Origin of the sequence: Rhodopseudomonas sp. BR0M22, assembly GCF_010907035.1 — a bacterium.
Lineage (GTDB): Bacteria > Pseudomonadota > Alphaproteobacteria > Rhizobiales > Xanthobacteraceae > Rhodopseudomonas.
In genome coordinates this window covers 50,289-73,377 of the sequence record NZ_QUMK01000011.1, presented here as the reverse complement: position 1 = coordinate 73,377, position 23,089 = coordinate 50,289, and the positions used below count along the sequence as shown (strand labels likewise).

Below are 23,089 nucleotides of genomic sequence, written 5' to 3'. Positions count from 1 at the left end.
CCGAGATTCCGGGTTCGCGCGTTTCACGCGCGCCCCGGACTGACTCGTGGGGAGAGGCCTGAGCGCTCAGCTCTTCTTGCTGCGCACCGGGACCGGTTGCGGGACGAGTTCGGTGAGGGCCGAGACGGTGTTGCGGAGGCGGTTGATGCGGCGGGTGTAGGTGAGCATCAGCCCGGCGAGGAAGGCGCTGCAGATCAGCGTGAACACTGCGAACGCGACGACGTCGTCACCCATGGTCGTTCCTCTCCTCGATTGGCGCGCGGCCGACGCCGGGACGGCGGGCCGGCCGCATCGCTGTGCGAACGATACACGATGCTAGGCGCCGGAGTCATAACCAGAAATGACCGGCGACAACCCGCCCGCGCATGCCGGCGTCTGTCGTGCGCGATGGCTAAGCTTTGATGAAGCGCGCCTGTGCGGTGCAACACGAGCTACTCGTGATAGAAATGCCCGTGAGGCTCGGTGAGCGAATGGTCCCACGGCGTGGCGCGGTGGGTGATCGTCTCGCACGTCGCGCATTTGTATTCGCGCACCTGATAGCCCTGCACCAGCGGCCGATTGCCGGTGAGCTCCAAGGGAACGTTGCAGGTCGGGCAATGCGGGGTGGTCGTGGTCATGCGCGCCATCCGAATCAGGACAATCCCTAGTCCGCACGATTTCGGGTTCCATCGCCACTGCGATCTGGCGCCGATGGATTCGCCGAGGCTGCGCCATGCGGTCGCAGCCGAAAGTCGCAACGCCGTCGCTCCCCGCGCCGGTCGCTTCCCCCTCAACTCTTCCTTAACGACGCGCCGCTATCGTTAACGCAACGTTTATCGGCGCAAAGCGCGCCCGGGCCGTGCCATGTACCGGATCGACTTCAACAAGCTGCGCTTCCTGATCGTCGACGACAATCCGCACATGCGGCGCATCCTGCGCACGCTGCTGCATTCGTTCGGCACCCGCGAAGTCTATGAAGCCGAGGACGGCGCCACCGCGCTGGAAATGTACAGCCACTATTCGCCCGACATCCTGATCACCGATTGGGAAATGCCGATCTTCGACGGACTGGAGCTGGCGCAGATGATCCGGCAGCCGGAAGCCAAGGGCAATCCATATGCGCCGATCATCATGCTGACCGCGCATTCGGAAAAGCGCCGCGTCACGCTGGCGCGCGATGCCGGCGTCACCGAATTCCTCGCCAAGCCGATCTCGTCGAAGGGCCTGTATCAGCGCATCCTCAACGTGGTGGCGAGCCCGCGCCCGTTCATCCGCACCCGCAATTACTTCGGCCCCGACCGCCGCCGCAACACCACCGCCGGCTATATCGGCCCGGAGCGGCGCCACGGCGGCGAAGCGGACATCATCCAGCAGCCGTCGCTGCTCGACAAAGCCCGGGTCAACACCTAGCAGGCGATCGAGAGCCATGAGCAAGCCACGCCCCGGCGACATTCAGGTCGCGACCTTCCCGACCCATCAGGTGATCACCCAGGCCAACCCGCTGCGCCGCGCGATGCGGCGGCTGGTGGAGGACGCGCCGGCCGAGCCCGCCGACGATCCGGTGGCGCGCGCCGAAGCGGCGCTGGCGTCGCTGTCCGGCGAGTTCGGCGACTGGATGGCGGAGGAATGCCAGCGGCTCGCCGCCGCCCACGCCGACCTGCTGCGCGACGGCGTCACCAAGGATAGTCGCGCCGCGCTGTTTCGCGCCGCGCACGACATCAAGGGCGACGCCACGACCTTCGGTTTTCCGGCCGCGGCGGCGACCGCCGCCAGCCTGTGCCGGATCATCGAGCACGCGCCCGATCTCGCCAAGGTGCCGGACGAACTGATCGCCAACCATGTCGCCGCGATCCAGGCGATCGTCCGCGAAGGCGCCGGCGGCCAGAAATCCGAAGTGCAGCGCGCGCTGAACCGCAAGCTGCGCGGCGTCGCCGACGACTACCTCGCCGCCGTCAACCGCGACCGCCCCGAACACCTCGAAGCCATCCTCGCGCCGAGCTTGGTGCCGGAGGAGTAGGTTCGCTACGCGCTGGTCATTCCGGGGCGCCGCGCAGCGGCGAACCCGGAATCCAGAGGTTGTGACGACGCCGAGCGCTCAACAGCGCGAGATTCCGGGTTCGCTTGCTACGCAAGCGCCCCGGAATGACTCATCGTTGGCTTGCGGGCCGCGCTACGCCGCGACCGGCGCGTAGGTCCAGGCTTGCTGTTCGGCGATCACTTCGTCGCGCAGCGCTGCGGCTTCTTCGCGGGCGAACTCGGTGGCGAAGCGGCGCAGCAAAATCAGCAGCGGGCCGGCGGTGTCGGGATCGGTCTCGCACTGGGTCAGCACCCGCTCGACCATGCGGCGGCGCAGCCGGGCGGCGCCGGATTCATTGGCGACGAAGCCGATCTCGCGCTCGGCGGCGAGCGCGGCGCGGAAGGCCGGAAACACCGTCTCCGGCAGGCCGGCGCGGCCGAGGAGCGCGTTGAGCGACGTGCGGCCGCCATCGGCGAGCAGCGCCGCGACCCGCGCCGGCGCGGTGCCGGAGAGTTCGGCGAGCGCATGTTCGACCAGCATGAGATTGCCGGACAGCAGCGCGCGCAGGATCAGTCCGGCGGTCAGCGTGCGGGTCTGGCGCAGATGCCGCATCAACGCCGCCATGTCGGCGCCGCGGGCGCCTGCGGCGATTACCACCGTCGAGCGATCCATCGCCTCGCCGGTCGCACGCGCGGCGCGGTCGGCGCTGAGCCAGCCCCGCGCCACCACGAATTGCTGCAAGGTGTCGGACAGTTTACCCACCAGCGCCAGCCGCGTCGTCGCCGGAAGATCCGGCAGCGCCAGCATCGACTCGCGGATCGCCGCGAGATGGCCGTGGCGCTCGACGATGCGGTCCCACGAGAACGGCGCCAGTTCGGCGTGCGGATTTTCGATCAGCTCCAGCGCCGCAGCCGGCGAGCCGACCTCGGCGATCGCCGCGCATACCGCAGCCGGCAATTGAAAGCGCCGCGCCACCGCGCATTGCACCGCGTTGTCGCCGGTCGCGATGATATCGACCAGATCGGCATCGAGCAGCAGCGGTGAGAATTCCAGCACCGGCAGCGCCACCGAGGCCTGATCCGAAGCGAGCGCCCGCACGATCGTCGGCGGCGCATCGGGACTGGAGGCGAATACTTCGGCGATCACCCGGCGCACCTGAGCCGCAGGATCGTCGAGCATCAACAGCAGCGCGCCTTCGGCGGCGATGCGGTCATCGATCGAAAGATCGGAGATCAACCAGGCGCGGGCGAGAGCGCGGGTGGCTTCGGCGCGTTCGCCGGCCGGTGCGTGACGGATCCAACTGATGAACTGCCGAACAATCATGACACTTCCGGCCGACGCAACTTCACCCAACGCCTGTCGGGCGCCTCTCATCAACGATCAATAAACCATGCCCCTTAACAAAGGGTTCACCATAACCGGCTGCGAATATTGACGTTTCGTTAATCGCGCAGGGCGCGGCCCAAGCCTCTTCAGTGACTTAACCTCGCAAGAACCGCTGCTTGTTATCAGTACGTCAGCGGACTTTGCAGCCGCATCAACCCGGAGGATCGCCTTGCCCGACATCGCCCGAACGAACCACGCGCGAACGCTGGCGGTCGCTCTGCTACTTCTCGGCGCCGGATGGTCGACCACCGCGGTCTCGGCCGAAACCACCACCGATCCGGCGCTGGTGACGACCACGCTCGGCACGGTGCGCGGCGCGGTCCATGACGGGGTGCGGGAGTTCAAGGGCATTCCCTACGCCAAGCCGCCGGTCGGAGAACTGCGCTTCGCGCTGCCGCAGCCGGCCGCGCCGTGGCAGGGCACGCGCGACGCCACCGCCTATGGCAGCGCCTGCCCGCAGCCGAAGCGCTACGGCATTCCGGAATCAAGTAACAACGAGGACTGCCTGGTTCTCAATGTCACCGCGCCGGCGAACGAACCGGAGCGCAAGCGCGCGGTGATCGTGTGGATCCACGGCGGCGCCTTCGTCGGCGGCTCCAGCGCGCTGTATCCGCTCGACCATCTGGTCCGTCAGGGCGACGTGGTGATGGTGTCGATGAACTATCGGCTCGGCGTGTTCGGCTTCACCGCGCATCCGGCCTTCGACGCCGATCACAACGGCGGCTACGGCCTCGAGGACCAGCGGCTGGCGCTGCGCTGGGTGAAGCAGAACATCGCTGCGTTCGGCGGCGATCCGGACAACATCACCCTGGCCGGCGAATCCGCCGGCGCCGCCAGCGTCTGCATGCACATCCTGGCGCCGGACGAGACCGAAGGCCTGTTCACCAAGGCGATCGTGCAAAGCGCCGGCTGCGTCACGCCGCTGCCGACCGTCGCCGACGGCAACAAGGTCGGCGAGAAAGTCGCCGCCCAAGCGGGGTGCACCGACGATGCGACGGCGCTGTCCTGTCTGCGTGGCAAGAGTGTGGACGAACTGCTCGACGCCAGCACCAAGGTGGCCGGCTCCAGCATCGTCACCTTCCTGCCGGTGATCGGCGCCAAGACCGTGCCGCTGCCGGGCGCCGAGGCGCTGCCCGCCGGCAAATTCGTCAAGGTGCCGATGATCAATGGCGGCACCCGCGACGAACTCAGGCTCTACGTCGCCTATGCGGTGCAGGCCGGCGACAAGATCACCGCGGACACCTACGCCGACCAGCTCAAGGCGGTGTATGGCGAGCGCACCGACAAGGTGCTGGCCCAGTACCCGCTGGCGAACTACACGTCGGCGCCGAGCGCGCTCGGCACGGCATGGTCGGACTTCCGCGCCGATGTCGGCATCAACAACTGCATCTATCTGCAGACCGCCAAGCTACTGCGCAAGTCGGTGCCGGTGTACGAATTCGTGTTCGGCGACCGCGACGCGCCGCCGGTCACTGCAGATCCCGGCTTCGAGATGGGCGCGGTGCATTCCTCCGAACTGCCCTATCTGTTCCCGCATTACGACAACACCCGCGCGCTGGCCGGCCCCGACCTGAAGCCGGCCTCGCAGGCGCTGGCCGACCAGATGGTGGCGTACTGGACCAGCTTCGCCAAGAAGGGCACGCCGTCCGCACACGGCGCCCCGGCCTGGCCGCAGTTCACCGGCAACAGCCAGGTGCTCAATCTCACGCCCGGCCAGCTCGGCCCGTTCGACGCCTCTGCACAGCACCACTGCGCGTTCTGGAAGACGCTGTACCCGACCATCCTGACCGAGTGAGGCGCGGCGCTCAGCGCCCGCCCGCTCCCACTCGGCTCGGCACCAAAGGCCCTCCGCACCAGCGGAGTGGCCGCCGTCGATCGCAAACACCCGTCAAAGCTGTTAGTTCGTGGCTCGGACCGATGCGGCGCACCGCAGCGCGGCGCGCGATGACGGCCGCCCACAAATACAACAATGTATGATTACAAATTAATCGCCAGCCGCGACCGGTTGGATATGCATTTTTGCACATCGCGTTGCACAATTCGTCCTTTTCAGTCCGCCCCGCTCGGCGATGATGGGTGCACCAACACATCCGCCCCACGACCCGGAGATAGTTGTGCAGTCAGAGATCTCCAAAACGACGGCCGCGCGGCTGCGGCGCGCCACTGAACTGGCGGTCGGGCCGATCCTGCTGTTCGGCGTCTGGTGGATCGCGGCGCGCGCCGGCTGGGTCAACAAGGACCTGCTGCCCTCGCCCACCGACACCCTGCACGACACAGCGGTCGCGATCTGGTCCGGCAGCATGACCAAGGATTTCTGGTACACGATGGTGCGCGTCGCCTATTCGATCGCGATTGCGATCGTCGCTGGCGTACCGGTCGGCATCGTGCTCGGCGCCAAGGCGGCGGTGTATCGGTCGGTCGAGTTCATCGTCGACTTCTTCCGCTCGACGCCGGCGACCGCGATGTTTCCGCTGTTCCTGCTGCTGTTCGGACTCGGCGACCTCGCCAAGATCGCGGTGGCGGCATTCGCGGCGTGGCTGGTGATCGTGTTCAACGTCGCCTATGGCGTGATGAATGCGCGGCAGACCCGCATCCTCGCCGCGCGCTCAATGGGCGCATCCTCGCTGCGCATCTTCCGCGACGTCATCTTCTTCGAGACCCTGCCGCAGACCTTCATCGGGCTGCGCACGGCAGTGTCCCTGGCGCTGGTGGTGATCATCGTCGCCGAGATGTTCATCGGCGCCACCGACGGCATGGGCCACCGCATCATCGACGCGCAGATCTCGTACTCGCTCACCGACATGTACGGCTCGATCCTGATCGCCGGCGCGATGGGCTACGGCCTCAATCTGATCCTGCTGTTTCTCGAACGCTCGATCATCCACTGGTCGGGCAAATGACCCGCTCCGCTGCCCCCGCTCACAAGGAGACAACGATGTCCAAATCACTTCTGTTCGCCGCCGCGGTGACGGCCACCCTCACCGCCGCCGGCGGCGCGCAGGCGGCCTGCGACAAGATGGACAAGGTGACGGCGGCGTGGCTGCCGATCATGCAGACCACCGCGTACTACGTCGCGCTCGACCAGAAGCTGTTCGAAAAGGCCTGCATCGAGATCGACTCCGCCAAGATGGAGTCGCCGAACCAGATCATCGACGCGCTGATCGCCGGCCGTGCCGATTTCGGACCGCCCGGCGCCGCAGCCGGCATCGCGATGATCGCGGAGTCGAAATTCCCCGGCAAGCTGAAGATCTTCGGGCTGCAGGGCGGCGGCATCAAGGTCGACCGCATCAATGACGGGCTGATCGTCAAGCCGGACAGCACCATCAAGAGCTTCGCCGACCTCAAGGGCAAGACGCTCGGCCACGTCCCCGGCATCCAGTGGCGGACGATCTCCCGCCACATGGTGAAGGCGGCGGGCCTCGATCCGGACAAGGACGTCAAGCTGGTCGATCTCGCCGTGGCCATGCAGGTCCCGGCGGTGGTCGGCGGCACGGTCGACGCGACGCTGTCGCTGGAGCCGGTCGGTTCGATTGCGGTCGCCTCCGGCAAGGCCAAACGCGCGATGACCAATCCGGTCGCCAGCGTGATCGCCGATCCGTTCTATTCCGGCGCCTCGGTGATGACGACCAAGTTCATGACCGAGCGGCCCGACGTCGCCCGCCGAGTCGTTGCGGTGATCGACCAGGCCACCTACCTCGTCAACGCCGACTTCAACAAATACAAGGCGGTGCTGCCGGCCTACACGCCGATCAAGGCAGATCAGCTCGATCTGGTGGCGCAGCCTTACTTGCGCGGCTTCAAGGACATCAACGACACCGACGTCAAATCCTATCAGGCGCTGGTCGATGTGTTCATCGCCGAAGGCGTGGTGCCGGGCCCGATCAACGTTCGCGAGAAGCTGCTGACCAAGGCGGATCTCGGCGAATGAGCCCGAGCAGCGTCCTCCAATTGCGGCCGGAGCCGATGACCGAGATTGCACCCCCACCCACCGCCGCAAAGCCCGGTCGGCAGGCGAAGATGACCATCCGGGGCCTGCGCAAGACGTTCAACGACGCCGTCATCTACGACGGCTTCGACCTGGACCTGCCGCTCGGCCAGTTCATCTCGGTGTTCGGTCCGAACGGCTGTGGCAAGAGCACGCTGATCAACATGATCTCGGGCTTGATGCCGATGGACGCCGGCGAGGTGCTGTACGACGGCCAGCGCATCAGCGAGACGCGGATCTCCTACGTGTTCCAGAACTATCGCGAGGCGCTGTTTCCTTGGCTGAGAGCGATCGACAACATCCACTACCCGCTCAAGGTGATGGGCGTGCCGCGTGCCGAGCGCACGCGGCGGATCGAGAAGCTGCTGGCGGAATTCGAGATCCGCATCGATCTCAATGCCTATCCCTACACACTGTCGGGCGGGCAGCAGCAGACCGTGTCGATCCTGCGCGCGCTGGTCACCGAGCCGGAGGTGCTGTTCCTCGACGAGCCGTTCTCGGCGCTCGACTACGAGATGACGATGTCGATGCGCGAGCAGCTGCAGAAGATCTTCATGAAGACCAAGACCACGATGCTGCTGGTGTCGCACGACCTCGACGAGGCGATCGAGCAGGCCGACAAGGTGGTGCTGCTGACGCGGCGACCGACCCAAGTCGCCGAGATCGTCGACATCGATCTGCCGTGGCCGCGCAATCTCGAAGTCACCACCGGCGACGCGTTCATGGCGCTGAAGCGCCACTGCCTCGATCGCTTCTGGCAGGAAGTGAAGAAATGACGGGCGCCGGCTGAGCCGGGCCCGACGGACCCGAACAACCCTACAATCTGGAGACTGACATGACGAAGCGCCGGTTTCGCGCCGCTGCGGTGCAGACACTCGCCAAGTTGGGCGATTTCGATTTCAACATCGCGCTGGCGACGGCTTACGTCGAGGACGCGGTCCGGCAGGGCGCCGAGCTGATCGTGTTCCCGGAATGCATGGACACCGGCTATCTGTTCGACTCGCCCGAGCATTGCCGCGAACTCGCCGAGACGCTGACCGATGGCCCGTTCGTCAAGGCACTGGCGGCTCTCAGCCGCAAGCACGGCATCTATATCGCCAGCGGCATCACCGAATGGGATCCGGCCAAAGAGAAGATCTTCAACACCGGCATCATGTTCGACCGCAAGGGCGAGGTCGCGTGCCACTATCACAAGCAGTTTCTCGCCACCCACGACCAGAACTGGTTCGCGTTCGGCGAGCGCGGCTGCCCGGTGGTCGACACCGATCTCGGCAAGATCGGCCTGTTGATCTGCTTCGACGGCCGCATCCCCGAGATCTTCCGATCGATGGCGATGCAGGGCGCCGAAGTGATCGTCGACATGGCGAATTTCTTCGCGATGGATCAGGCCGACATGTGGGGACCGGCGCGCGCCTACGAGAACGGTGTCTGGCTGGTGGCTGCGACTAAGGCCGGCTACGAGCGCTCGATCTATTATCCGGGCGGCAGTATGATCGTCGATCCGAAGGGCCGCGTGCTGTCGAAGGTGCCTTACGACACCCACGGGATGTCGATCGCCACGATCGACCTCGACGCCGCCGCCGACAAATCGATCTACACCGCCAACGACAAGATCGCCGATCGCCGCCCCGAGACCTACGGCATCATGGCGTTGCCGTATGAGAAGACCCCGGTCTCTGGCGTTGCCGATCGCCCGCTGATCCCGTCGCAATCGGTCACCAAGGTCGCGGCGGTGCAGATCCACGTCACGCCGGACTGCAGCGTCGCCGAGGTGCTCGACATGGTCGACCACACCGCCAAGCTCGGCGCCAAGGTGATCACCCTGCCCGAATACGCGTTCAGCGCGCAGTACATCCTGACGCCGGCCGAAGCAGCGGCGGCAGCCGACGAAGCCGCAGCGAACCTCGCCGCGGTGTCCAAGATCGCGGCCCGCTATGGCTGTCTGATCGCGGCGCCGATCGTCGAGCGCGCCGCCGCCGGCCTCTATGTCACCACGGTGCTGGTCGGGCCGGACGGCAAGGAGATCGGCCGCTATCGCAAGACGCATCTCACGGCCGAGGAGCGCAAATGGGCGGTCGCCGGCTTCGACTATCCGGTGTTCGAGACCCCGTTCGGCCGCATCGGCGTGATGTCGGGCTATGACGCGGTGTTTCCGGAGACCTCGCGCTGCCTCGGCATCGGCGCGGCCGACATCATCCTGTGGCCGGCGGCGCTGCGCGAGCCGTTCGAGCGCGAACTGCTCGCCGTACCGCGCGCCGAGGACAACCGGGTGGCGGTCGTGCTCGCCAACCGGGTCGACAGCCCCTACCCCGGCGGCAGCGTCGTGATCCCGCCGACCGGCTTTCCGCAATGGGACATCAATATCGCGGCGCCGCGGGTGATGAAGCTCGGTGCGGTGATGCCCAAGCACATCGATCTGGCGGTCTGCCGGCAGAAGCTGATGATCCCGAAGGTCGACATGTTTGCAAACCGCCTGGTGGAGACTTACGCTCCGATCGTCGCGGCCTAGCCCACTTGACCAGTGACCGGCCGATCAAGGTGCGGGACCGGCGCAGCAGCGCCGGTCGGCCCGCGGGACGGCAGGAGACGGTGTCCAAGGCTCAGCGCAAGATCCGCTACGACTGGAACGATGTCGTCTACTTCCTCGAGGTGGCTCGGCAGCGCAGTCTGGTGCGTGCGGCGGCCAAGCTGAAAGTCGACCACACCACCGTCAGTCGCCGCATCCGCGAGCTGGAGCGCAGCCTGAATTCGACGCTGTTCAAGCGCAGCAAGGCGGGCTTCACGCTGACCGAGATCGGCATGCGGCTGCTGCAATACGCCGAAAGCATGGAAAGCCAGGCGAACGCCATCGTCGAGGCGATCGGGACCGACACTGCAGATGCCGGCGGCGCGGTGCGGATCGCCGCGATGGAGGGGATCGGCAGCTTTTATCTCACGCGCTGCATCGCCGACTTCAACCGGATCTACCCATCGATCCAGATCGAGCTGATCACCGACACGCGGCTGCTCGACCTCAGCCGGCGCGAGGCCGACATCTTCGTCAGCTTCTTCCGGCCGCACGGCAAACGGCTGTCGATCAAGAAGGTCGGCGAATTCCGGATCTCGCTGTACGCCACCGATGTGTATTTCGCCGGACGCAGTCCCCCGACGACGGTGAAGGAGCTTGAGACCCATGCCTTCATCGATTTCATCGAGGACTACATCTACAGCAAAGAGAATCGCTGGCTGTCCGACGTGCTGCGACCGCCGCACACGGTGTTTCGCAGCACCAGCCTGGTGGCGCAGTCGATCGCCGTGTCGGCCGGGCAAGGCATCGCAATGCTGCCGTCCTATGTGGCGGCCGGCAATACCGAGCTGATACCGGTGATGCCCGAGCTCTTCACCACCCGCGACGTCTGGCTGTCAGTTCACGAGGACCTGCTGCACGTCGCGCGGATCAAGGCCGTCGTCGGCTATCTGGAAAAGCGGATCGAGGCCGACAAGGACTTTCTCAACTCGGTGCAAAATCAACGCAGCCGCCGGAAGCGGAGCAGCTGACCAGCGCTCAGCTCGCGAACGTGCCGTTGCGGTCGCTGAACAGATCGAGCGGAGACGGCTTGCGCACTTCGGGGGTGCGCGACAGGTCCGGCGTCTGGGTTTGGGTTTGGCTTTGCGGTTGGATCTGGGCCTGCGGCGGCGACGTCCACAACGACTGCACCGCCGGCGAGACCGGCTCTGCGCGGTCGCCGCCGAGGAACAGCGAGCGGAAGATCGGCTCATTACCACGCTGTGAGGTGGCAGTCCGCGCCGCATCGCCGGCTTGAGCTGGCGTCACGTTGCGCACGTCCGGGAAGCTCGCCAGATACGCGGCATTGTCGACAGGCGCCGGCGGCGCGGCCGAGGCCAGCGTCACCGGCAGGCCAGCGACCGACGCGATCGCGCTTTGCGTCGCCGGCGCATTGGCGGCGGCCTGATAGCGCGAGGTGAGATTGGAATACACCTCCGAAACGCTGCGGGCGTTGCCGGAACGGTCGTAGAAGATCGACTGGTTGGCGGCGGCGGCGGACGGAAACAGCGCGGCGCCGGCGACATTCGGCGTGTCGCTCGCAGCGTTGATCAGCTTGGCGGCACCGGCCACACCCATAAAATGCGCCATGTAGAGTTCGGCATCCGACGGGCGACGGCCGATCTCGCCGGTCAGCTTGAAGCTGTTCGACTGAGTCAGCACGCCTGCCATTGCCGACGACACCACCGGATCGTTGCGCAGATTCATGATCGCAGCGCGCGCCGACGGATCGCTGACCGAATAGCTGCCGGACGCCGAGCGGGTGATCGCGTCGGCGTACTGGCCGTAACCGAACTGCGCGCCGGCTTCCTTCACGGTGCCGAGCCAGGTCTGATCGATGAACTGGAACAGGCCCTGCGCCGAAGAGGTGCTGGCCTGGGCGCTCGGGTTGAAGTCCGATTCCATCTTGGCGGTGGCGAGCAGATACTGAAAGCTGGTGCCAGTCTGGCCGGCAGCCTGCTTGATCGCGCCGGCGACCTTGGTCCGCGCCGGATCGACGATCATCACCGCCGGATTTGAGACCTCAGCCGCCATTGCCCTGCCCCGCTCCAATGCGCCGTTCGCGCGCGGAAGCGCCCACTCCACCGTGCGCAACCTTGGGCAAACATGGTTAACGAGGAGTTAAAACGCCCAAGGGCAAGCGGCATCGGCCCGAACCTCCGGCGTTTAACTTTGTCTTAACCCGGCAGTTGGTTCTATTCCTGGTGGTCGTCTGGAGATTCTTCCCGAAATCCGACGCGCGAGGCCACCATGACTACGATCGCCAATTCTTCCACCGCGACATCGAGCTGGGCGCCGACGACGAGTCTCGTACAGACCGGTGCCAACCGCTCCGGAACGGCGGCTGGTCAGTCGACCGCCAAGTCCACCGATACGGTGCAATTGTCCGAGCGCGCCCAGGCGATCCTCGACAAAGCCAATGCCGACAAAGCGGCCACCGCCAAGCTTTCCTTGTCGTTCGACGAGATGTTGCAGCAGCGCACCGACGCCTTGACCACCAAGCTGACCGACGCGTTCAAAGGCATGAACGTCAATCTCGACGACGCGGTCCGGCTCCAGGTCGACAAGTTCGGCAAGGTCACCGCCGAAGGGCCGTGGAAGGAAAAGATCGAGAAGTTCTTCGCGGACAATCCTGATCTTGCCAAAGAATTGAAAGCGATCGCCGGTCTCAATTCGCTGAAGGCGGCCAACGCCGCGCTCGAGCTCTACAACAAGGAGAAGGGCTCCAGCGCTCCGGGCAGCAAGCAGCAGCAGAGCGCCTGGAGCAACTACAACATCCGCTCGATGAATATTCAGACGCTGTCGGGCGTGATCAGCCTCAAGGACGGCGAATTGCGATCCGCCGCGATGGACTACATCGACAGCATCGCCGACCCGACCGGTGCGAAGGCCGGTCCAGACCTGGTGCAGCAGCAGCGCGAAATCGCCAGGCGGCTGGCCTGATCCGCTCGGCTACTTGCCGTAGACCTTGTCCGGATCGAACTTGCGCTCGGAGTCGGTTTCGATCAGCACCGGCGCGCCGTCGCCGCCGCGGTCGATGCGGCGATAGAAGCAGGAGTGCCGGCCGGTGTGGCAGGCGGCGCCGCCGGTCTGATCGACCTTGATCCACACCGCATCCTGATCGCAGTCGACGCGCATCTCCAGCACCTGCTGGACGTGGCCGGAGGTCTCGCCCTTCTTCCACAGCCGCTTGCGCGAGCGGCTGTAGTACCAGGCCTCGCCGGTCTGGATGGTGCGGTCGAGCGCTTCGTCGTTCATGAACGCGACCATCAGCACGTCGCCGCTCCGCGCGTCGGTGGCGACGCAGGTGACGAGCCCGTGCGCATCGAATTTCGGGCGCAGCACAACGCCTTCCTCGATGTCATCGGGCGCAACAGGTGAAGAGCTTGAACGCTTTTCGCTGGACACGATTGAATTGCCTTGCAGGATTCGCGTGTTAGCCGCGGTCCCTGACCATCGACATGAACCGCGCCTGCTCCGCCGGATTGTCGCGGAACACGCCGGTGTAGCGGCTGGTGAAGGTGGTGGCGCCCTTCTTGGCGATGCCGCGCACCGACATGCAGGTGTGCTCGGCCTCGATCAGCACGGCGACGCCACGCGGCTTCAGCACCTCGTCGATCGCTGCGGCGATCTGCGCGGTGAGATGCTCCTGGGTCTGCAGCCTGCGGCCGAAAATATCCACCAGTCGCGCCAGCTTCGACAGCCCGACCACGCGCTCCACCGGCGTATAGGCGATGTGTGCCTTGCCGTAGAACGGCATCACATGGTGCTCGCAATGCGAGGTGAAGCTGATGTTGCGGACCAGGACGAAGTCGTCGTAGCCGGCGGTTTCGCCGAAGGTGCGCTCCAGCACTTCCTTCGGGCACTGGTGATAACCCTGGAACAGCTCGTCATAGGCTTCGACGACCCGGCGCGGGGTATCGAGCAGGCCCTCGCGCTCGGTGTTCTCGCCGATATAGGACAGCAGCGTCTTCACCGCGGCTTCGGCCTCGGCGCGCGATGGGCGCGGCTGATCGGGCTGCACCGCGACTTCGAGGAACTCGGACGGATCGAGCTCGGCGGGCTGGAATTCGGGGCGGCCATCGGCCGGCTTGGTGCCGCGGATCGGCTTGATTTTGGCGTCCATCTTCTCTCCGTTCGACCGGCCTTGTTGGGCCGGATGTGTCACCGGGCAGACGGGCGGACAACAGCCGGTCGTCTTGATCCCTTCGGCGAGCCCGCCCGGCCAAGTGTTTGACCGATTTCGGCTCGCGACCTCCGCGCGGCGCAGTCAGCCGCACGGCGAGGCTTCATTTCGGAAGCCACGCTTCCTATATAAGACGGCAAGCCGGAACCGCCAAGGTCGCCGCCTCCGGGCGACCGGCGTGTCGAGCGCCGGCATGGAATTCGCGGCATGCTCAACGACGTCTACAACAAGCGCATCATCGAACTGGCTGGTAATATTCCGCGGATCGGGCGGCTCGAGCATCCTGACGCCAGCGCCACCGCGCATTCCAAACTGTGCGGCTCGACCGTGACGATCGACCTGAAGATGGCCGGCGACACCGTCACCGACTTCGCCCACATCGTCAAAGCCTGCGCACTCGGCCAGGCCTCGTCGTCGATCATGGCGAGCCATGTGGTCGGCTCGACCGCCAGCGAACTCAAAGCGTTGCGCGAGACCGTGCGCAAGATGCTGAAAGAGAACGGCGCCCCGCCCGACGGCAAATGGGCCGACATCGCGATGCTCGAGCCGGTCCGCGACTACAAGGCCCGCCACGCCTCGACGCTGCTGACCTTCGACGCGGTGGTCGACGCGATCGGGCAGATCGAAGCGCAGAAGGACGGCGCCAAGGCGACGGCGTAAGCCCACCCTCTCCCCGAGTCATTCCGACGTCGCGCGCAACGCCTCGCCCCCCGTGTCATTCCGGGGCGCGAGCGCAGCTCCCTGCGAGTCATTCCGGGGCACGCGCGGAGCGCGTGAGCCCGGAATCTCGACGCTGTGAAAGACAACGCACAAAAATCTCGGGATTGCGGGTTCGCGCTTCGCGCGCCCCCGAATGACTGACCAAGTGCTGGATCAGTGCCCCGGCTGCGCGGCGGCGGTGCCGCCGGTGGGGAGCGCTTCGGCGGTCTTGGTGGCGGCCGCCGGCTGCGGGGCAAAGCGATCCTGCACCGGCTTCGGCTCGGCCGACGCCACGGTCTTGGCCGGCACGCCGGCGAGCCCGGGCAACAGATCGGCGATCGCCTGTGTGGTGATCAGATTGGTGTCCTGTAGCTCGGCCCGCGACAATTCGTGCAGATCTTCCCAGGGCGGCACGCTGAGCGCGAGCGACAGCAGATCGCCGGTGCCGCCCATCTCGAAGGTGAACTTCGCCAGCCGGCCGATGTCGCGTTCGACGATCGACATGTCCTGCGCAGTGTAGCTGGCGCCACGCGCATCCTCGGCGCGGTCGCCCATCCAGATCTGATGCACCCGGACGCGGGCGCCTTCCGGCACGTATCGGGCCTGACCGGACAACAGCAGGAACACGCACATGGATTCGCAATAGGCTTTGCCGTCGATCCGCGGCCGGTTGCCGAGCGGCGACGCCGCCGGCATGCTGATCCCGACCGTGGTCGCCAGCCCCAGCTTGCGCCAGCGCCGCCCCAGCGTGATCGCGTCGTTGACCGAGCCGCCGCTCGAATCCAAAACCACGGTCGCGCCGCTCAGATTGCGGTCGCGGGCGAAGTCCTCGAAATCCTTGGGGGTGTCGGTGGTGACGATCCCGACGGCGCTGATCCACCCGCCGCAATCCGGATCGCAGGCGACCCAGCCGAACTTCATCGGCTGCCGCCGGGCTTCGAGACTGGCGGCGCCTGCCGTAACGGGAATGCTGCTGTCGGCCGCGAACCCCAGTAGAACGAGCCCGAGCACTGCGACCCGCCACAGCGCCGAACCGGTCAAACAGGAGAGAACCACGCGTTCCAACCTAGCTTCCCTCGTCTCCAGCAGCACCGCGTGACAAGTTCCAACCCGAATCTGTCACGCCTCTGTTACCGAACCGTTGTGAAAAAGCTAACTTCGTTCAATCGCAAACACCACCGCGTTTTGCTGCGTTGCGCTCAACTGGGCGCGAGTTTCAGGTGAAGTGTTGCGCAAATGTCGGTGCGCTGCAGTTCCCCGCAAAGGAACCAGGCAAAGCGCCGCTCGTCGAAACGGCATCTGCTCATGCAACTACCAACTGGGGCAACTAACTGGATCGACGCGCTGCTGCGGCTGCCGCGCAATGCCGGCCGTGGCTTGATCTGGCTGTATCGTCACACGCTGTCGCCGCTGGTCGGCTACAATTGCCGGCACTGGCCGACTTGTTCGGTGTACGGCGACGAGGCGATCAGCCGGTTCGGGCTATGGGCCGGCGGCTGGATGACGCTGGCGCGGCTGCTGCGCTGCCAGCCGTTCGGCACCTCGGGAATCGACTTAGTCCCGCAGGCCACGCCGCCCGGCGCGCGCTGGTATCTGCCGTGGCGCTACGCCCGCTGGCGCGGCGTCAACGCGCCGCCGCCGGAGCATGCCCCGTCATGCGGCTGCAGCTCACATCCGCCCGCTAGGCCGGACTAAACCCGATCCGGCCGAGCCCCGGCAGCTTGATCGCCGGCCGGCGCAAATCGAAGCCGAGCACGGCACCGAGCAGGTTGAGTTCGACGCCCTCGATCCAGCCCAGCGTCAGCCCGAGATAACCACCGAGCGTGGCACGAATGCCGGTGCCGGATGGCGTCACAGCAAACCAATCACCGTCCCACGGATAGTCCTTGCCGATCGCGGTGGGCGGCAATGTCGTTCGCAGTTCCGGCACCGCCGCTAGCACCGCGGCGACGAAGGTGTTGGAGTTCGGTCCCGGCCAGGCGCGATAGTCGCCGTAAGCCGCGAGCTTGTAGCCCTTCACGGCCGCCTCGATCTTCGGGATCATCGCCGCCGCCGCTTCGCCATCGGCCGCCGCGATCAGTTGCGGCTCGTCACCGAACCAGCGACCATCGGCGACGAAGCCGTTGACGCGGATCGGCGTGCCCCAGGCGGTGTAGTCGTAGCGGGTGTAGCGCGATGCGTTCGCCGGCTTGACCACGATCCAGCTGTGCACCGCGAAGATGCCGCGCCACCGCACGGTGCGCGCGGCAAACACCCGCACCATTGCGTCCGGATGCTGCACGGCCGGCGGCAACAGCCCGGCGCTGGAGCGGTCGGCGCTCTGCCAATCGACGCTGCGATCGCCCAGCCAGTATTTTCCGGCCGACACGGCGATCGGCACGATCAGCAACGCCAACAGGATCAGCACAAGACGTCTCACGCGGGAATGATCGGGATGACGGAGGATGCTTGGAATATAGACGGCCCCCCTGCCCTCGCCAGAACCGATCACGCTGTCGTGCGGGAACGGCGCGCGACGTCAGCAACGTGGCAGAGGCTCACCACACCGCCGCAGCGAGCGCGGCGATCAGTGCCGGCGGCGTCACGATCAGACCGAGCTTGAGGAACCGCCACGCTGTGACTTCGATCTGGTTCCGCCGCAGCACCACCAGCCACAGGATGGTGGCGAGCGAACCGGTGACCGAGAAGTTCGGCCCGAGGTCGACGCCGATCAGCAGTGCCGCAATGGTCTCGCGCGGCAGGTGATTGTCGGCCGCGACCGAGCCGGCAACGAGGCCGACCGGCAGGTTGTTGCCGATGTTGCAGGCGATCGCGGTGACGATGCCGGCCATCCAGGACCCGAGCCGTGGCGCGTCCGCCACCGCTTCGCGCAGCAACCCGCCGAGCGCGCCGATCACCCCTGTGCGGCTCAGCGCCTCGACCATCACGAACAGGCCCGCGACCAGCGGCACCACGCTCCACGATACGCCCTTCAGCACCGGAACCGGCGACTGCCGGGCGACCGCCAACACCACCGCGGTGGTAACGAGGCCGCACACGAAGGTCGGCAGCCCGAGCGCGACATCGAGCGCCGAAGCCGTCAGCAGCACGATCGCGATCGCCCCGATGCCGACCGCGGCGAGCTTGCCGCCACGCGACAGATGCGGCGTCTCGACCTGCAGCTCGATCGTCTGCGCGGCCAGCGAACGGCGCAGCGCGAACCGCAGCGTCAGATAGGTGACGACGATCGCCGCCAGCGACGGCAACGTGAATTGCTGCAGCCAACCGCCGAGATGCGGCATGTGCTCGCCGAATACCACGAGATTGGCCGGGTTGGAGATCGGCAGCACGAAGCTCGCCGCATTGGCGATGAAGGCGCAGACGAACAGATACGGCAGCGGCGCAGCGCCCGCCGCGCGTGTCGCCGCATACACCGCCGGCGTCAGCACGATCGCGGTGGCGTCGTTCGAGAGCAGCGCCGTCACGAACACGCCAACGACATACACCAGCAGGAACAGACGCTGCGGCGAACCGCGCGCATGCTCGACAGCGAACGCCGCGAGATAATCGAACAGCCCCTCGCGCTGAGCCAGTTCGGCGATCAGCATCATGCCGATCAGGAACAGATACACGTCGATGCCGTTGCGCACGCCGGCGAGCGCGTCCTGCCACGACAGGAGACCGAGCACCACCAGCGCGACTGCGCCCGCGACCGCCCACACTGCTTCGGGCCAGCGCAGCGGCCGAATGATCACCCCTGCGGTGGCGAGGGCGACAATACTCCAAGTCAGAATAGGATCGTGGGAGAGCATGAAACTCGGCATCGCGAAGTGGAACATCAGGCTGAAGGAAGCGGAACTAACCGATAAGCGATGACGCTGCGATTGTCTCTATCGGTACGGTTGCAGTCCCTGCAGGCAGCGCGCGACAATATAGTCCTTGTATGACGGGGGCAGATGCTATACGGTTTGGTTATTCGATTAGCCGCTGTGCCTTTCTGAATGCGCCCGCGGGCTCCTTCCCAAAGTCATCGATTAGTTGAAACGTCACGTGCCACGTTGGCGCGGACGATGTGCTTTGGAGAATGGAAATGACGACTGGTACCGTAAAGTGGTTCAACGGCCAAAAGGGTTTTGGCTTCATCGCGCCGAACGACGGCGGCAACGACGTGTTCGTGCACATCAGCGCAGTTGAGCGCGCCGGACTGTCGGGCCTCGCCGAAGGCCAGAAGGTCTCGTTCGAAGTCAAGGTCGACAAGATGCGCGGCAAGAGCAGCGCGGAAAATCTCGCGCTGGCTTGATCCAGCGTCTCCGTTTCACGGATGTACTGAAACGGCAGATGGGCCCGTTCGATCCTCGGGATCGAGCGGGTTTTGCCGCGCGTGCCGAAAGGAAGCGGATATGAGCGATACCAAGACGACCACCCCCTCCCCGACCAGCATCGAACGGGCTCGCCGCAAGGCGCTCGAACAGCAGGAAGGCGCGCAGCGGATGGCGGAAATCGAACGCGAGGCGGTCGCTGCGCGAAAGAACATGGCGCGGCTTCGCGAACTGCGACTCGCGCACGAGGCCGAACAGGCCGCCGCGGCTGTGGCCGCCGCTCCAGCAGCGCCGAAGAAGCGAGCCCGCAAGACCTCGACAACTTGAAGCGCGCGGAGCGCTGGCTGCGCGGTCCCGGCTGGAGACGACGATGGCGACCGCCGACGATTTCAAGCTGATCCGCGACATCCATACGACCGGCGGTCGCCGCCAAGTGTTCGGCGCGCGCGAGCAGAAGCCGTTCGAGACTCTCGTCGAACTCGGCTGGCTGAAGCGATCCTCGGTGTATTCCCGAGCGACGCATTATCAGATCACCGACCGCGGCACCGCCGCTGCGCTCAGAAGCTGACACAGCTCGGCCGCACCGAGATCATCACCGCCTGCTGCTTGAAGCGTTGCTTATAGGCTTCGGCGATGGCGCTCAGCGCTGCGCGCTTGGCCGGATCCTCGGCGAACACCAGCGTCACCAGCTTCGCCTTTTCCCGAACGATGGCGCCGCGCTCGCTGTCGCGCCACTGCCCGGCGCCGTCGACCACCGTCAGCCCCTCTGGAAACCGCGGGGTGATTTCCTCGGCGGTGAAGCGCGTGAACTCCGCATCGCTGACGCCGAGCCGGTCGCCGATATTGCGGCCGAATGCCAGCTCGGCAGCCAGCATCGGCTGCGACGGCGGCAAACACGCCGGCCCCGGCAACGCGGCGCAGCCGGCGAGCGTCGCCGCGCTCACACAGGCGATCAGCAGCCGCATCATGTTGCGCTTCCTCACGATCATCCTCGCCGCAGCGTTTTCAAGTAAGCGCACAGCATATCGGCAACCGCGTCCGCATACGCCGTGATCTCAGTCGCCGTGCGCGGGCGGCTGGAGAAGTCTTTGCCGAGCGCGGCGATGGTATGGCCGATCAGCTGGGCCGCCCGCAGGCGAGCGGCATCGGAGCTGTTCGGCGCAGCCTCGCGCAAGAATGCCGCCATCGTTCCGTCCATCGCCTTCCGCGCGGCGCGAGCTTCCGGCGCATCGCGATAAAGCGGCGCGGCATCATCGAGCGCACCGCGGACTTCGGCTTCGTCGCATTCCGACCGGATGAAGACGTGCACCAGCCGGCGGAGCCGCTGCGGCGGCGGATCGCTGCGGTCCTCCAGAATATCGCACAGCATCTGCGACGTCTGCCGCCACTCGTCGCTCTGCAGCCGGAACAGGATCGCGGCCTTGTTGGGGAAGTACTGATACAGCGAGCCGACGCTGACGCCGGCTTTGTCGGCGACCCGCGCGGTGGTGAAGCGCTGCGCGCCCTCCTTCGCCAAAACCTGAACAGCCGCCTCCAGAATGGCCGCAACCAGTTCGGTCGAACGCGCCTGCTGCGGCTGTTTCCGCGAGGAAATTGAACCACTTCGGCGTTCGGCCATCGGCGCCTCGGGGAATGCGATTAGCGAATGCGAATATTTATTCGTATTTCTGAGGACGCGCAACATCGCGCTGATCACTCCCTTTGGAGTTCGCCATGACCACCCTCACCACCTCACCGCTGGCCCCGCTGCTGGCGCGGCTGTTCGACGAAGCCCAGGCCGCACAGCCGCAGCTCGATCAGCTCCCGCCGGGCACACTGCCGATGATGCGGAGCAAGACCGACTACGCGACGCTGTACGGGCGGCTGAAAGACTACGCCCTCGCCGTGTCGCCCGAGACCGGCGTACTGCTCTACATGCTGGCACGAAGCTGCCGCGCCCGGACCATCGTCGAGTTCGGCACCTCATTCGGGATTTCGACGCTGCACCTTGCCGCCGCGCTGCGCGACAATGGCGGCGGCCGGCTGATCACCACCGAGTTCGAGCACGCCAAGCTGGTCCGCGCCGAAGCCAATCTCGAAGCCGGCGATCTCGCCGATCTGGTCGAATTCCGCGAAGGCGATGCGCTGCAGACGCTCAGCAAGGATCTGCCCGACCGCATCGATCTGGTGCTGCTCGACGGCGCCAAGGCGCTGTACGCCGACATTCTCGACCGGCTCGAAAGCCGTCTGTCCCCCGGCGCGCTGATCGTCGCCGACAACGCCGATCACTGCCCGGACTATCTCGCCAGGGTGCGCGATCCGGCGAACGGCTATCTGTCGGTGCCGTTCGCCGGCGATGTCGAGCTGTCGATGCGGCTCGGCTGATACTTCCGACGGGGCGCGCGCCCCGCGGTCTGCCGCCGGCAACGCCGGCCGTAAGCGTTCAACGTCAATCAACGCACGTCCCGATCCATCGCGGTCGGCGTGCGCTGATGACGCCGCCGATCGCGGATCAGCCTGGAGACTCCCATGGCCGTCCGTTCGATCGATGCCTCGCCTGCCCCCGCCCTGTCGCTGCGCCGCCGGCTGGCGCTGCACATCTGCATCGCCTTCACCGCGATCGCGGTGCTGATCCCGCCGCACGCCTCACCGACCCACGCGCCAGTGCTGATCGGCACGCGCCTGCTGCTCGGCGTGATCAACTATGTGAGACGTCGGAGCGCGGCGCGATGCGGCTGCGGCGCGCTCAAGCGTTGCGGTCGCGGGTCGCAAGCACCACCATGCACAGCGCCAGAGCCAGTACCGCGGTGGAGACGTAGCCGTTGACGTGCAGCAGCCCGGCGGCGAACAGTGTGCCGCCGATCGCAGAGCCGACCGCCTGGCCGACATACAGGACCGACGTATTCAACGACACCGTCGCGCCGGCGAGCATCGGATCGGCCGTGACCAAGCGCACCTGCTGCATCGAGTTCGAGGCCGCAAAGCCCAGCCCCCACACCGCCACAGCAGCGGCCATCACGGCGAAATGACCGGCCGCGAACGTCCAGCCGGCGACGCCGGCGAGCATCAGCGAGGTGAACAGCGCCGAGGTGCGATACGCGCCCCAGCCGTCGACAATTCGACTCGCGACGATGTTGCCGACGAAGCCGCAGACGCCGTAGATCGCGAACACCAGCGCGATCTCTCGCGGTCCGGCGCCGGTCAGGCCGGTGAGCAGCGGCCCGAAGAAAGTGAACACCACGAACTGCCCGGAGGTCTGCAGCGACGACACCCCGAGCAGCGTCAGGATGCGGCGGTTGCGCCCCACGGCGGCCCAGGTGCGCAGGCTCACCGGCGCCGCCGTCAGACCGCCCGGCAGTCGCAGCCATAACAGGATGAAGCTGATCAGCCCGATGCCGCCGACGGTGAGATAGGCGCCGCGCCAACCGGCATGATCGGCCGCGAAGGTGACCAGCGGTACGCCGAGTGCCACCGCCAGCGACCAGCCGAGAAACACATAGGCCATGGTGCCGCCGCGGTTCTCCGGCGGCACGATCAGCGCCACCGCGCCGGCGGCCTGCGGCGTGTACAGCGCGCCGACCGACAGCATCGCCAGCCGCAGCACCAGCAGCACGGTATAGTTCGGCGCAAAGGCGGAGGCGAGATTGCCGAGCGCCAGCACCGCCAGCGTCGTCGTCAGCAGCAGCCGGCGGTCGATCCGGCTGGTCAGCCAGGCGGTGAGCGGCGAGCCGATGCACAGCACGATCGCCCCGAAGGTGATCAGCAGCCCGGCATCGCGGATCGTCACCTCGAGCCCAGCCGCCAGATCCGGCAACATGCCGGCCGGCGCCAGAACCGAGGTTCCGGTGACGAAATTGCCGAGCATCAGGGCGGTGGGGGCAAACGAGCGGGACACCACCAGAGGCTAGCAGGCTTTAAATGCAAGTGCATTAAAATTCTGAGCGACCGCGCATCCTCCGCGACACCAGCGGGCGAAATGCGCGCCGCCGCGGGGTCCGGGTTCCTTGAATCGTCC

General features: G+C 66.2%; 28 protein-coding genes. 15 read left to right on the top strand and 13 right to left on the bottom strand.

The features are described from left to right. Nucleotides 1-66: 66 nt before the first annotated feature. Together DY468_RS24595 and DY468_RS05490 are read right to left on the bottom strand one after the other, a co-directional pair. Entirely contained in the window at nucleotides 67-234 is a 168-nt protein-coding gene (locus DY468_RS24595) for a hypothetical protein (protein ID WP_205512014.1), read from the bottom strand. 197 nt (nucleotides 235-431) lie between these two features. Next, the gene (locus DY468_RS05490) at nucleotides 432-617 is read right to left on the bottom strand and encodes a hypothetical protein (protein ID WP_246700890.1); all 186 of its coding nucleotides are present in this window, start codon (nucleotides 615-617) and stop codon (nucleotides 432-434) included. 226 nt (nucleotides 618-843) lie between these two features. On the opposite strand from DY468_RS05490, the gene DY468_RS05485 reads away from it, so the two are divergent. Then, nucleotides 844-1,389, top strand: a complete 546-nt coding sequence (locus tag DY468_RS05485) for a response regulator (RefSeq protein ID WP_013501756.1) — start codon at nucleotides 844-846, stop codon at nucleotides 1,387-1,389. A gap of 16 nt (nucleotides 1,390-1,405) precedes the next feature. Beyond that, nucleotides 1,406-1,996, top strand: a complete 591-nt coding sequence (locus DY468_RS05480) for an Hpt domain-containing protein (RefSeq protein WP_164603139.1) — start codon at nucleotides 1,406-1,408, stop codon at nucleotides 1,994-1,996. A 153-nt stretch (nucleotides 1,997-2,149) separates the two neighbouring features. On the opposite strand, the gene DY468_RS05475 is transcribed toward DY468_RS05480, so the two are convergent. After that, nucleotides 2,150-3,319: a DUF2336 domain-containing protein gene (locus DY468_RS05475; RefSeq protein WP_164603138.1), complete on the bottom strand. Its 1,170-nt coding sequence runs from the start codon at nucleotides 3,317-3,319 to the stop codon at nucleotides 2,150-2,152. Between the two features lie 232 nt (nucleotides 3,320-3,551). On the opposite strand from DY468_RS05475, the gene DY468_RS05470 reads away from it, so the two are divergent. The 6 genes from DY468_RS05470 (at nucleotide 3,552) to DY468_RS05445 (ending at nucleotide 10,904) form a co-directional block, all read left to right on the top strand. Further along, nucleotides 3,552-5,177 (top strand): carboxylesterase/lipase family protein, encoded by a 1,626-nt coding sequence (locus DY468_RS05470; protein ID WP_246700889.1) that lies wholly within the window; start codon nucleotides 3,552-3,554, stop codon nucleotides 5,175-5,177. 319 nt (nucleotides 5,178-5,496) lie between these two features. Further along, on the top strand, nucleotides 5,497-6,282 hold the full coding sequence (locus DY468_RS05465) for an ABC transporter permease (protein WP_164603136.1): 786 nt from the start codon (nucleotides 5,497-5,499) through the stop codon (nucleotides 6,280-6,282). Between the two features lie 35 nt (nucleotides 6,283-6,317). After that, entirely contained in the window at nucleotides 6,318-7,310 is a 993-nt protein-coding gene (locus DY468_RS05460; RefSeq protein ID WP_164603134.1) for an ABC transporter substrate-binding protein, read from the top strand. An 89-nt stretch (nucleotides 7,311-7,399) separates the two neighbouring features. Then, nucleotides 7,400-8,143, top strand: a complete 744-nt coding sequence (locus tag DY468_RS05455; RefSeq protein ID WP_246700888.1) for an ABC transporter ATP-binding protein — start codon at nucleotides 7,400-7,402, stop codon at nucleotides 8,141-8,143. Nucleotides 8,144-8,202: 59 nt separating this feature from the next. Continuing rightward, the gene (locus DY468_RS05450) at nucleotides 8,203-9,876 is read left to right on the top strand and encodes a carbon-nitrogen hydrolase family protein (protein ID WP_164603130.1); all 1,674 of its coding nucleotides are present in this window, start codon (nucleotides 8,203-8,205) and stop codon (nucleotides 9,874-9,876) included. Nucleotides 9,877-9,956: 80 nt separating this feature from the next. After that, nucleotides 9,957-10,904 (top strand): LysR family transcriptional regulator, encoded by a 948-nt coding sequence (locus DY468_RS05445; protein WP_164603128.1) that lies wholly within the window; start codon nucleotides 9,957-9,959, stop codon nucleotides 10,902-10,904. A 7-nt stretch (nucleotides 10,905-10,911) separates the two neighbouring features. Here the strand turns inward: DY468_RS05445 and DY468_RS05440 are convergent, their stop codons facing one another. After that, a complete protein-coding gene (locus tag DY468_RS05440; RefSeq protein WP_164603126.1) occupies nucleotides 10,912-11,946 on the bottom strand; it encodes a transglycosylase SLT domain-containing protein in 1,035 nt (344 codons plus the stop codon). A 216-nt stretch (nucleotides 11,947-12,162) separates the two neighbouring features. Between DY468_RS05440 and DY468_RS05435 the strand changes: the two genes are divergently transcribed. Beyond that, on the top strand, nucleotides 12,163-12,855 hold the full coding sequence (locus DY468_RS05435) for a hypothetical protein (RefSeq protein ID WP_164603125.1): 693 nt from the start codon (nucleotides 12,163-12,165) through the stop codon (nucleotides 12,853-12,855). Between the two features lie 9 nt (nucleotides 12,856-12,864). On the opposite strand, the gene hisI is transcribed toward DY468_RS05435, so the two are convergent. Next, a complete protein-coding gene (hisI, locus tag DY468_RS05430; RefSeq protein ID WP_164603123.1) occupies nucleotides 12,865-13,320 on the bottom strand; it encodes a phosphoribosyl-AMP cyclohydrolase in 456 nt (151 codons plus the stop codon). 28 nt (nucleotides 13,321-13,348) lie between these two features. After that, a complete protein-coding gene (folE, locus tag DY468_RS05425) occupies nucleotides 13,349-14,038 on the bottom strand; it encodes a GTP cyclohydrolase I FolE (RefSeq protein ID WP_164603121.1) in 690 nt (229 codons plus the stop codon). Between the two features lie 267 nt (nucleotides 14,039-14,305). Here folE and DY468_RS05420 point away from each other — a divergent pair, with 267 nt between their 5' ends. After that, nucleotides 14,306-14,758 carry an iron-sulfur cluster assembly scaffold protein gene (locus tag DY468_RS05420; RefSeq protein WP_164603119.1) on the top strand — a complete coding sequence of 151 codons (453 nt, stop codon included), beginning with the start codon at nucleotides 14,306-14,308 and terminating at the stop codon, nucleotides 14,756-14,758. Nucleotides 14,759-14,971: 213 nt separating this feature from the next. Here DY468_RS05420 and DY468_RS05415 read toward each other — a convergent pair whose 3' ends face one another. Continuing rightward, on the bottom strand, nucleotides 14,972-15,862 hold the full coding sequence (locus tag DY468_RS05415) for a COG3904 family protein (RefSeq protein WP_164603117.1): 891 nt from the start codon (nucleotides 15,860-15,862) through the stop codon (nucleotides 14,972-14,974). Nucleotides 15,863-16,102: 240 nt separating this feature from the next. Here DY468_RS05415 and yidD point away from each other — a divergent pair, with 240 nt between their 5' ends. Next, nucleotides 16,103-16,492, top strand: coding sequence for a membrane protein insertion efficiency factor YidD (gene yidD / locus DY468_RS05410; RefSeq protein ID WP_164603115.1), 390 nt, complete (start codon nucleotides 16,103-16,105; stop codon nucleotides 16,490-16,492). Here the strand turns inward: yidD and DY468_RS05405 are convergent. Beyond that, the gene (locus DY468_RS05405) at nucleotides 16,479-17,216 is read right to left on the bottom strand and encodes a DUF3750 domain-containing protein (protein WP_349644250.1); all 738 of its coding nucleotides are present in this window, start codon (nucleotides 17,214-17,216) and stop codon (nucleotides 16,479-16,481) included. The genes yidD and DY468_RS05405 overlap by 14 nt on opposite strands. Nucleotides 17,217-17,334: 118 nt before the next feature. Then, the gene (locus DY468_RS05400; RefSeq protein WP_164603113.1) at nucleotides 17,335-18,588 is read right to left on the bottom strand and encodes an arsenic transporter; all 1,254 of its coding nucleotides are present in this window, start codon (nucleotides 18,586-18,588) and stop codon (nucleotides 17,335-17,337) included. Between the two features lie 278 nt (nucleotides 18,589-18,866). Here DY468_RS05400 and DY468_RS05395 point away from each other — a divergent pair, with 278 nt between their 5' ends. The 3 genes from DY468_RS05395 (at nucleotide 18,867) to DY468_RS05385 (ending at nucleotide 19,663) form a co-directional block, all read left to right on the top strand. Beyond that, entirely contained in the window at nucleotides 18,867-19,076 is a 210-nt protein-coding gene (locus DY468_RS05395; protein WP_164603111.1) for a cold-shock protein, read from the top strand. 100 nt (nucleotides 19,077-19,176) lie between these two features. Beyond that, nucleotides 19,177-19,422, top strand: a complete 246-nt coding sequence (locus tag DY468_RS05390; protein WP_164603109.1) for a transcriptional regulator — start codon at nucleotides 19,177-19,179, stop codon at nucleotides 19,420-19,422. A 43-nt stretch (nucleotides 19,423-19,465) separates the two neighbouring features. Beyond that, entirely contained in the window at nucleotides 19,466-19,663 is a 198-nt protein-coding gene (locus DY468_RS05385; protein ID WP_164603107.1) for a TenA/THI-4 family protein, read from the top strand. Here the strand turns inward: DY468_RS05385 and DY468_RS05380 are convergent. Beyond that, nucleotides 19,653-20,078, bottom strand: coding sequence for a DUF3574 domain-containing protein (locus DY468_RS05380; protein ID WP_349644249.1), 426 nt, complete (start codon nucleotides 20,076-20,078; stop codon nucleotides 19,653-19,655). The two genes, DY468_RS05385 and DY468_RS05380, sit on opposite strands and share 11 nt — an antisense overlap. Before the next feature lie 2 nt (nucleotides 20,079-20,080). After that, nucleotides 20,081-20,713: a TetR/AcrR family transcriptional regulator gene (locus tag DY468_RS05375; protein WP_164603105.1), complete on the bottom strand. Its 633-nt coding sequence runs from the start codon at nucleotides 20,711-20,713 to the stop codon at nucleotides 20,081-20,083. Nucleotides 20,714-20,808: 95 nt separating this feature from the next. On the opposite strand from DY468_RS05375, the gene DY468_RS05370 reads away from it, so the two are divergent. Beyond that, entirely contained in the window at nucleotides 20,809-21,459 is a 651-nt protein-coding gene (locus tag DY468_RS05370; protein ID WP_164603103.1) for an O-methyltransferase, read from the top strand. A 68-nt stretch (nucleotides 21,460-21,527) separates the two neighbouring features. On the opposite strand, the gene DY468_RS05365 is transcribed toward DY468_RS05370, so the two are convergent. Together DY468_RS05365 and DY468_RS05360 are read right to left on the bottom strand one after the other, a co-directional pair. Next, nucleotides 21,528-21,752 (bottom strand): hypothetical protein, encoded by a 225-nt coding sequence (locus DY468_RS05365; protein WP_164603101.1) that lies wholly within the window; start codon nucleotides 21,750-21,752, stop codon nucleotides 21,528-21,530. 68 nt (nucleotides 21,753-21,820) lie between these two features. Continuing rightward, nucleotides 21,821-22,939 (bottom strand): MFS transporter, encoded by a 1,119-nt coding sequence (locus DY468_RS05360; protein ID WP_205512035.1) that lies wholly within the window; start codon nucleotides 22,937-22,939, stop codon nucleotides 21,821-21,823. Between the last annotated feature and the right edge of the window lie 150 nt (nucleotides 22,940-23,089).

Bases quoted from the DNA above. Each gene is read 5' to 3' on its own strand.
- DY468_RS05480 (WP_164603139.1), top strand. From the start codon at position 1,406: ATGAGCAAGCCACGCCCCGGCGACATTCAGGTCGCGACCTTCCCGACC.
- DY468_RS05420 (WP_164603119.1), top strand. From the start codon at position 14,306: ATGCTCAACGACGTCTACAACAAGCGCATCATCGAACTGGCTGGTAAT.
- folE (WP_164603121.1), bottom strand. From the start codon at position 14,038: ATGGACGCCAAAATCAAGCCGATCCGCGGCACCAAGCCGGCCGATGGC.
- DY468_RS05485 (WP_013501756.1), top strand. From the start codon at position 844: ATGTACCGGATCGACTTCAACAAGCTGCGCTTCCTGATCGTCGACGAC.
- DY468_RS05450 (WP_164603130.1), top strand. From the start codon at position 8,203: ATGACGAAGCGCCGGTTTCGCGCCGCTGCGGTGCAGACACTCGCCAAG.
- DY468_RS05435 (WP_164603125.1), top strand. From the start codon at position 12,163: ATGACTACGATCGCCAATTCTTCCACCGCGACATCGAGCTGGGCGCCG.
- DY468_RS05460 (WP_164603134.1), top strand. From the start codon at position 6,318: ATGTCCAAATCACTTCTGTTCGCCGCCGCGGTGACGGCCACCCTCACC.
- DY468_RS05390 (WP_164603109.1), top strand. From the start codon at position 19,177: ATGAGCGATACCAAGACGACCACCCCCTCCCCGACCAGCATCGAACGG.
- DY468_RS05360 (WP_205512035.1), bottom strand. From the start codon at position 22,939: ATGCTCGGCAATTTCGTCACCGGAACCTCGGTTCTGGCGCCGGCCGGC.
- DY468_RS05440 (WP_164603126.1), bottom strand. From the start codon at position 11,946: ATGGCGGCTGAGGTCTCAAATCCGGCGGTGATGATCGTCGATCCGGCG.
- DY468_RS05400 (WP_164603113.1), bottom strand. From the start codon at position 18,588: ATGCTCTCCCACGATCCTATTCTGACTTGGAGTATTGTCGCCCTCGCC.
- DY468_RS05490 (WP_246700890.1), bottom strand. From the start codon at position 617: ATGACCACGACCACCCCGCATTGCCCGACCTGCAACGTTCCCTTGGAG.
- DY468_RS05475 (WP_164603138.1), bottom strand. From the start codon at position 3,319: ATGATTGTTCGGCAGTTCATCAGTTGGATCCGTCACGCACCGGCCGGC.
- DY468_RS05455 (WP_246700888.1), top strand. From the start codon at position 7,400: ATGACCATCCGGGGCCTGCGCAAGACGTTCAACGACGCCGTCATCTAC.
- DY468_RS05370 (WP_164603103.1), top strand. From the start codon at position 20,809: ATGACCACCCTCACCACCTCACCGCTGGCCCCGCTGCTGGCGCGGCTG.
- DY468_RS05395 (WP_164603111.1), top strand. From the start codon at position 18,867: ATGACGACTGGTACCGTAAAGTGGTTCAACGGCCAAAAGGGTTTTGGC.
- DY468_RS24595 (WP_205512014.1), bottom strand. From the start codon at position 234: ATGGGTGACGACGTCGTCGCGTTCGCAGTGTTCACGCTGATCTGCAGC.
- yidD (WP_164603115.1), top strand. From the start codon at position 16,103: ATGCAACTACCAACTGGGGCAACTAACTGGATCGACGCGCTGCTGCGG.
- DY468_RS05375 (WP_164603105.1), bottom strand. From the start codon at position 20,713: ATGGCCGAACGCCGAAGTGGTTCAATTTCCTCGCGGAAACAGCCGCAG.
- DY468_RS05385 (WP_164603107.1), top strand. From the start codon at position 19,466: ATGGCGACCGCCGACGATTTCAAGCTGATCCGCGACATCCATACGACC.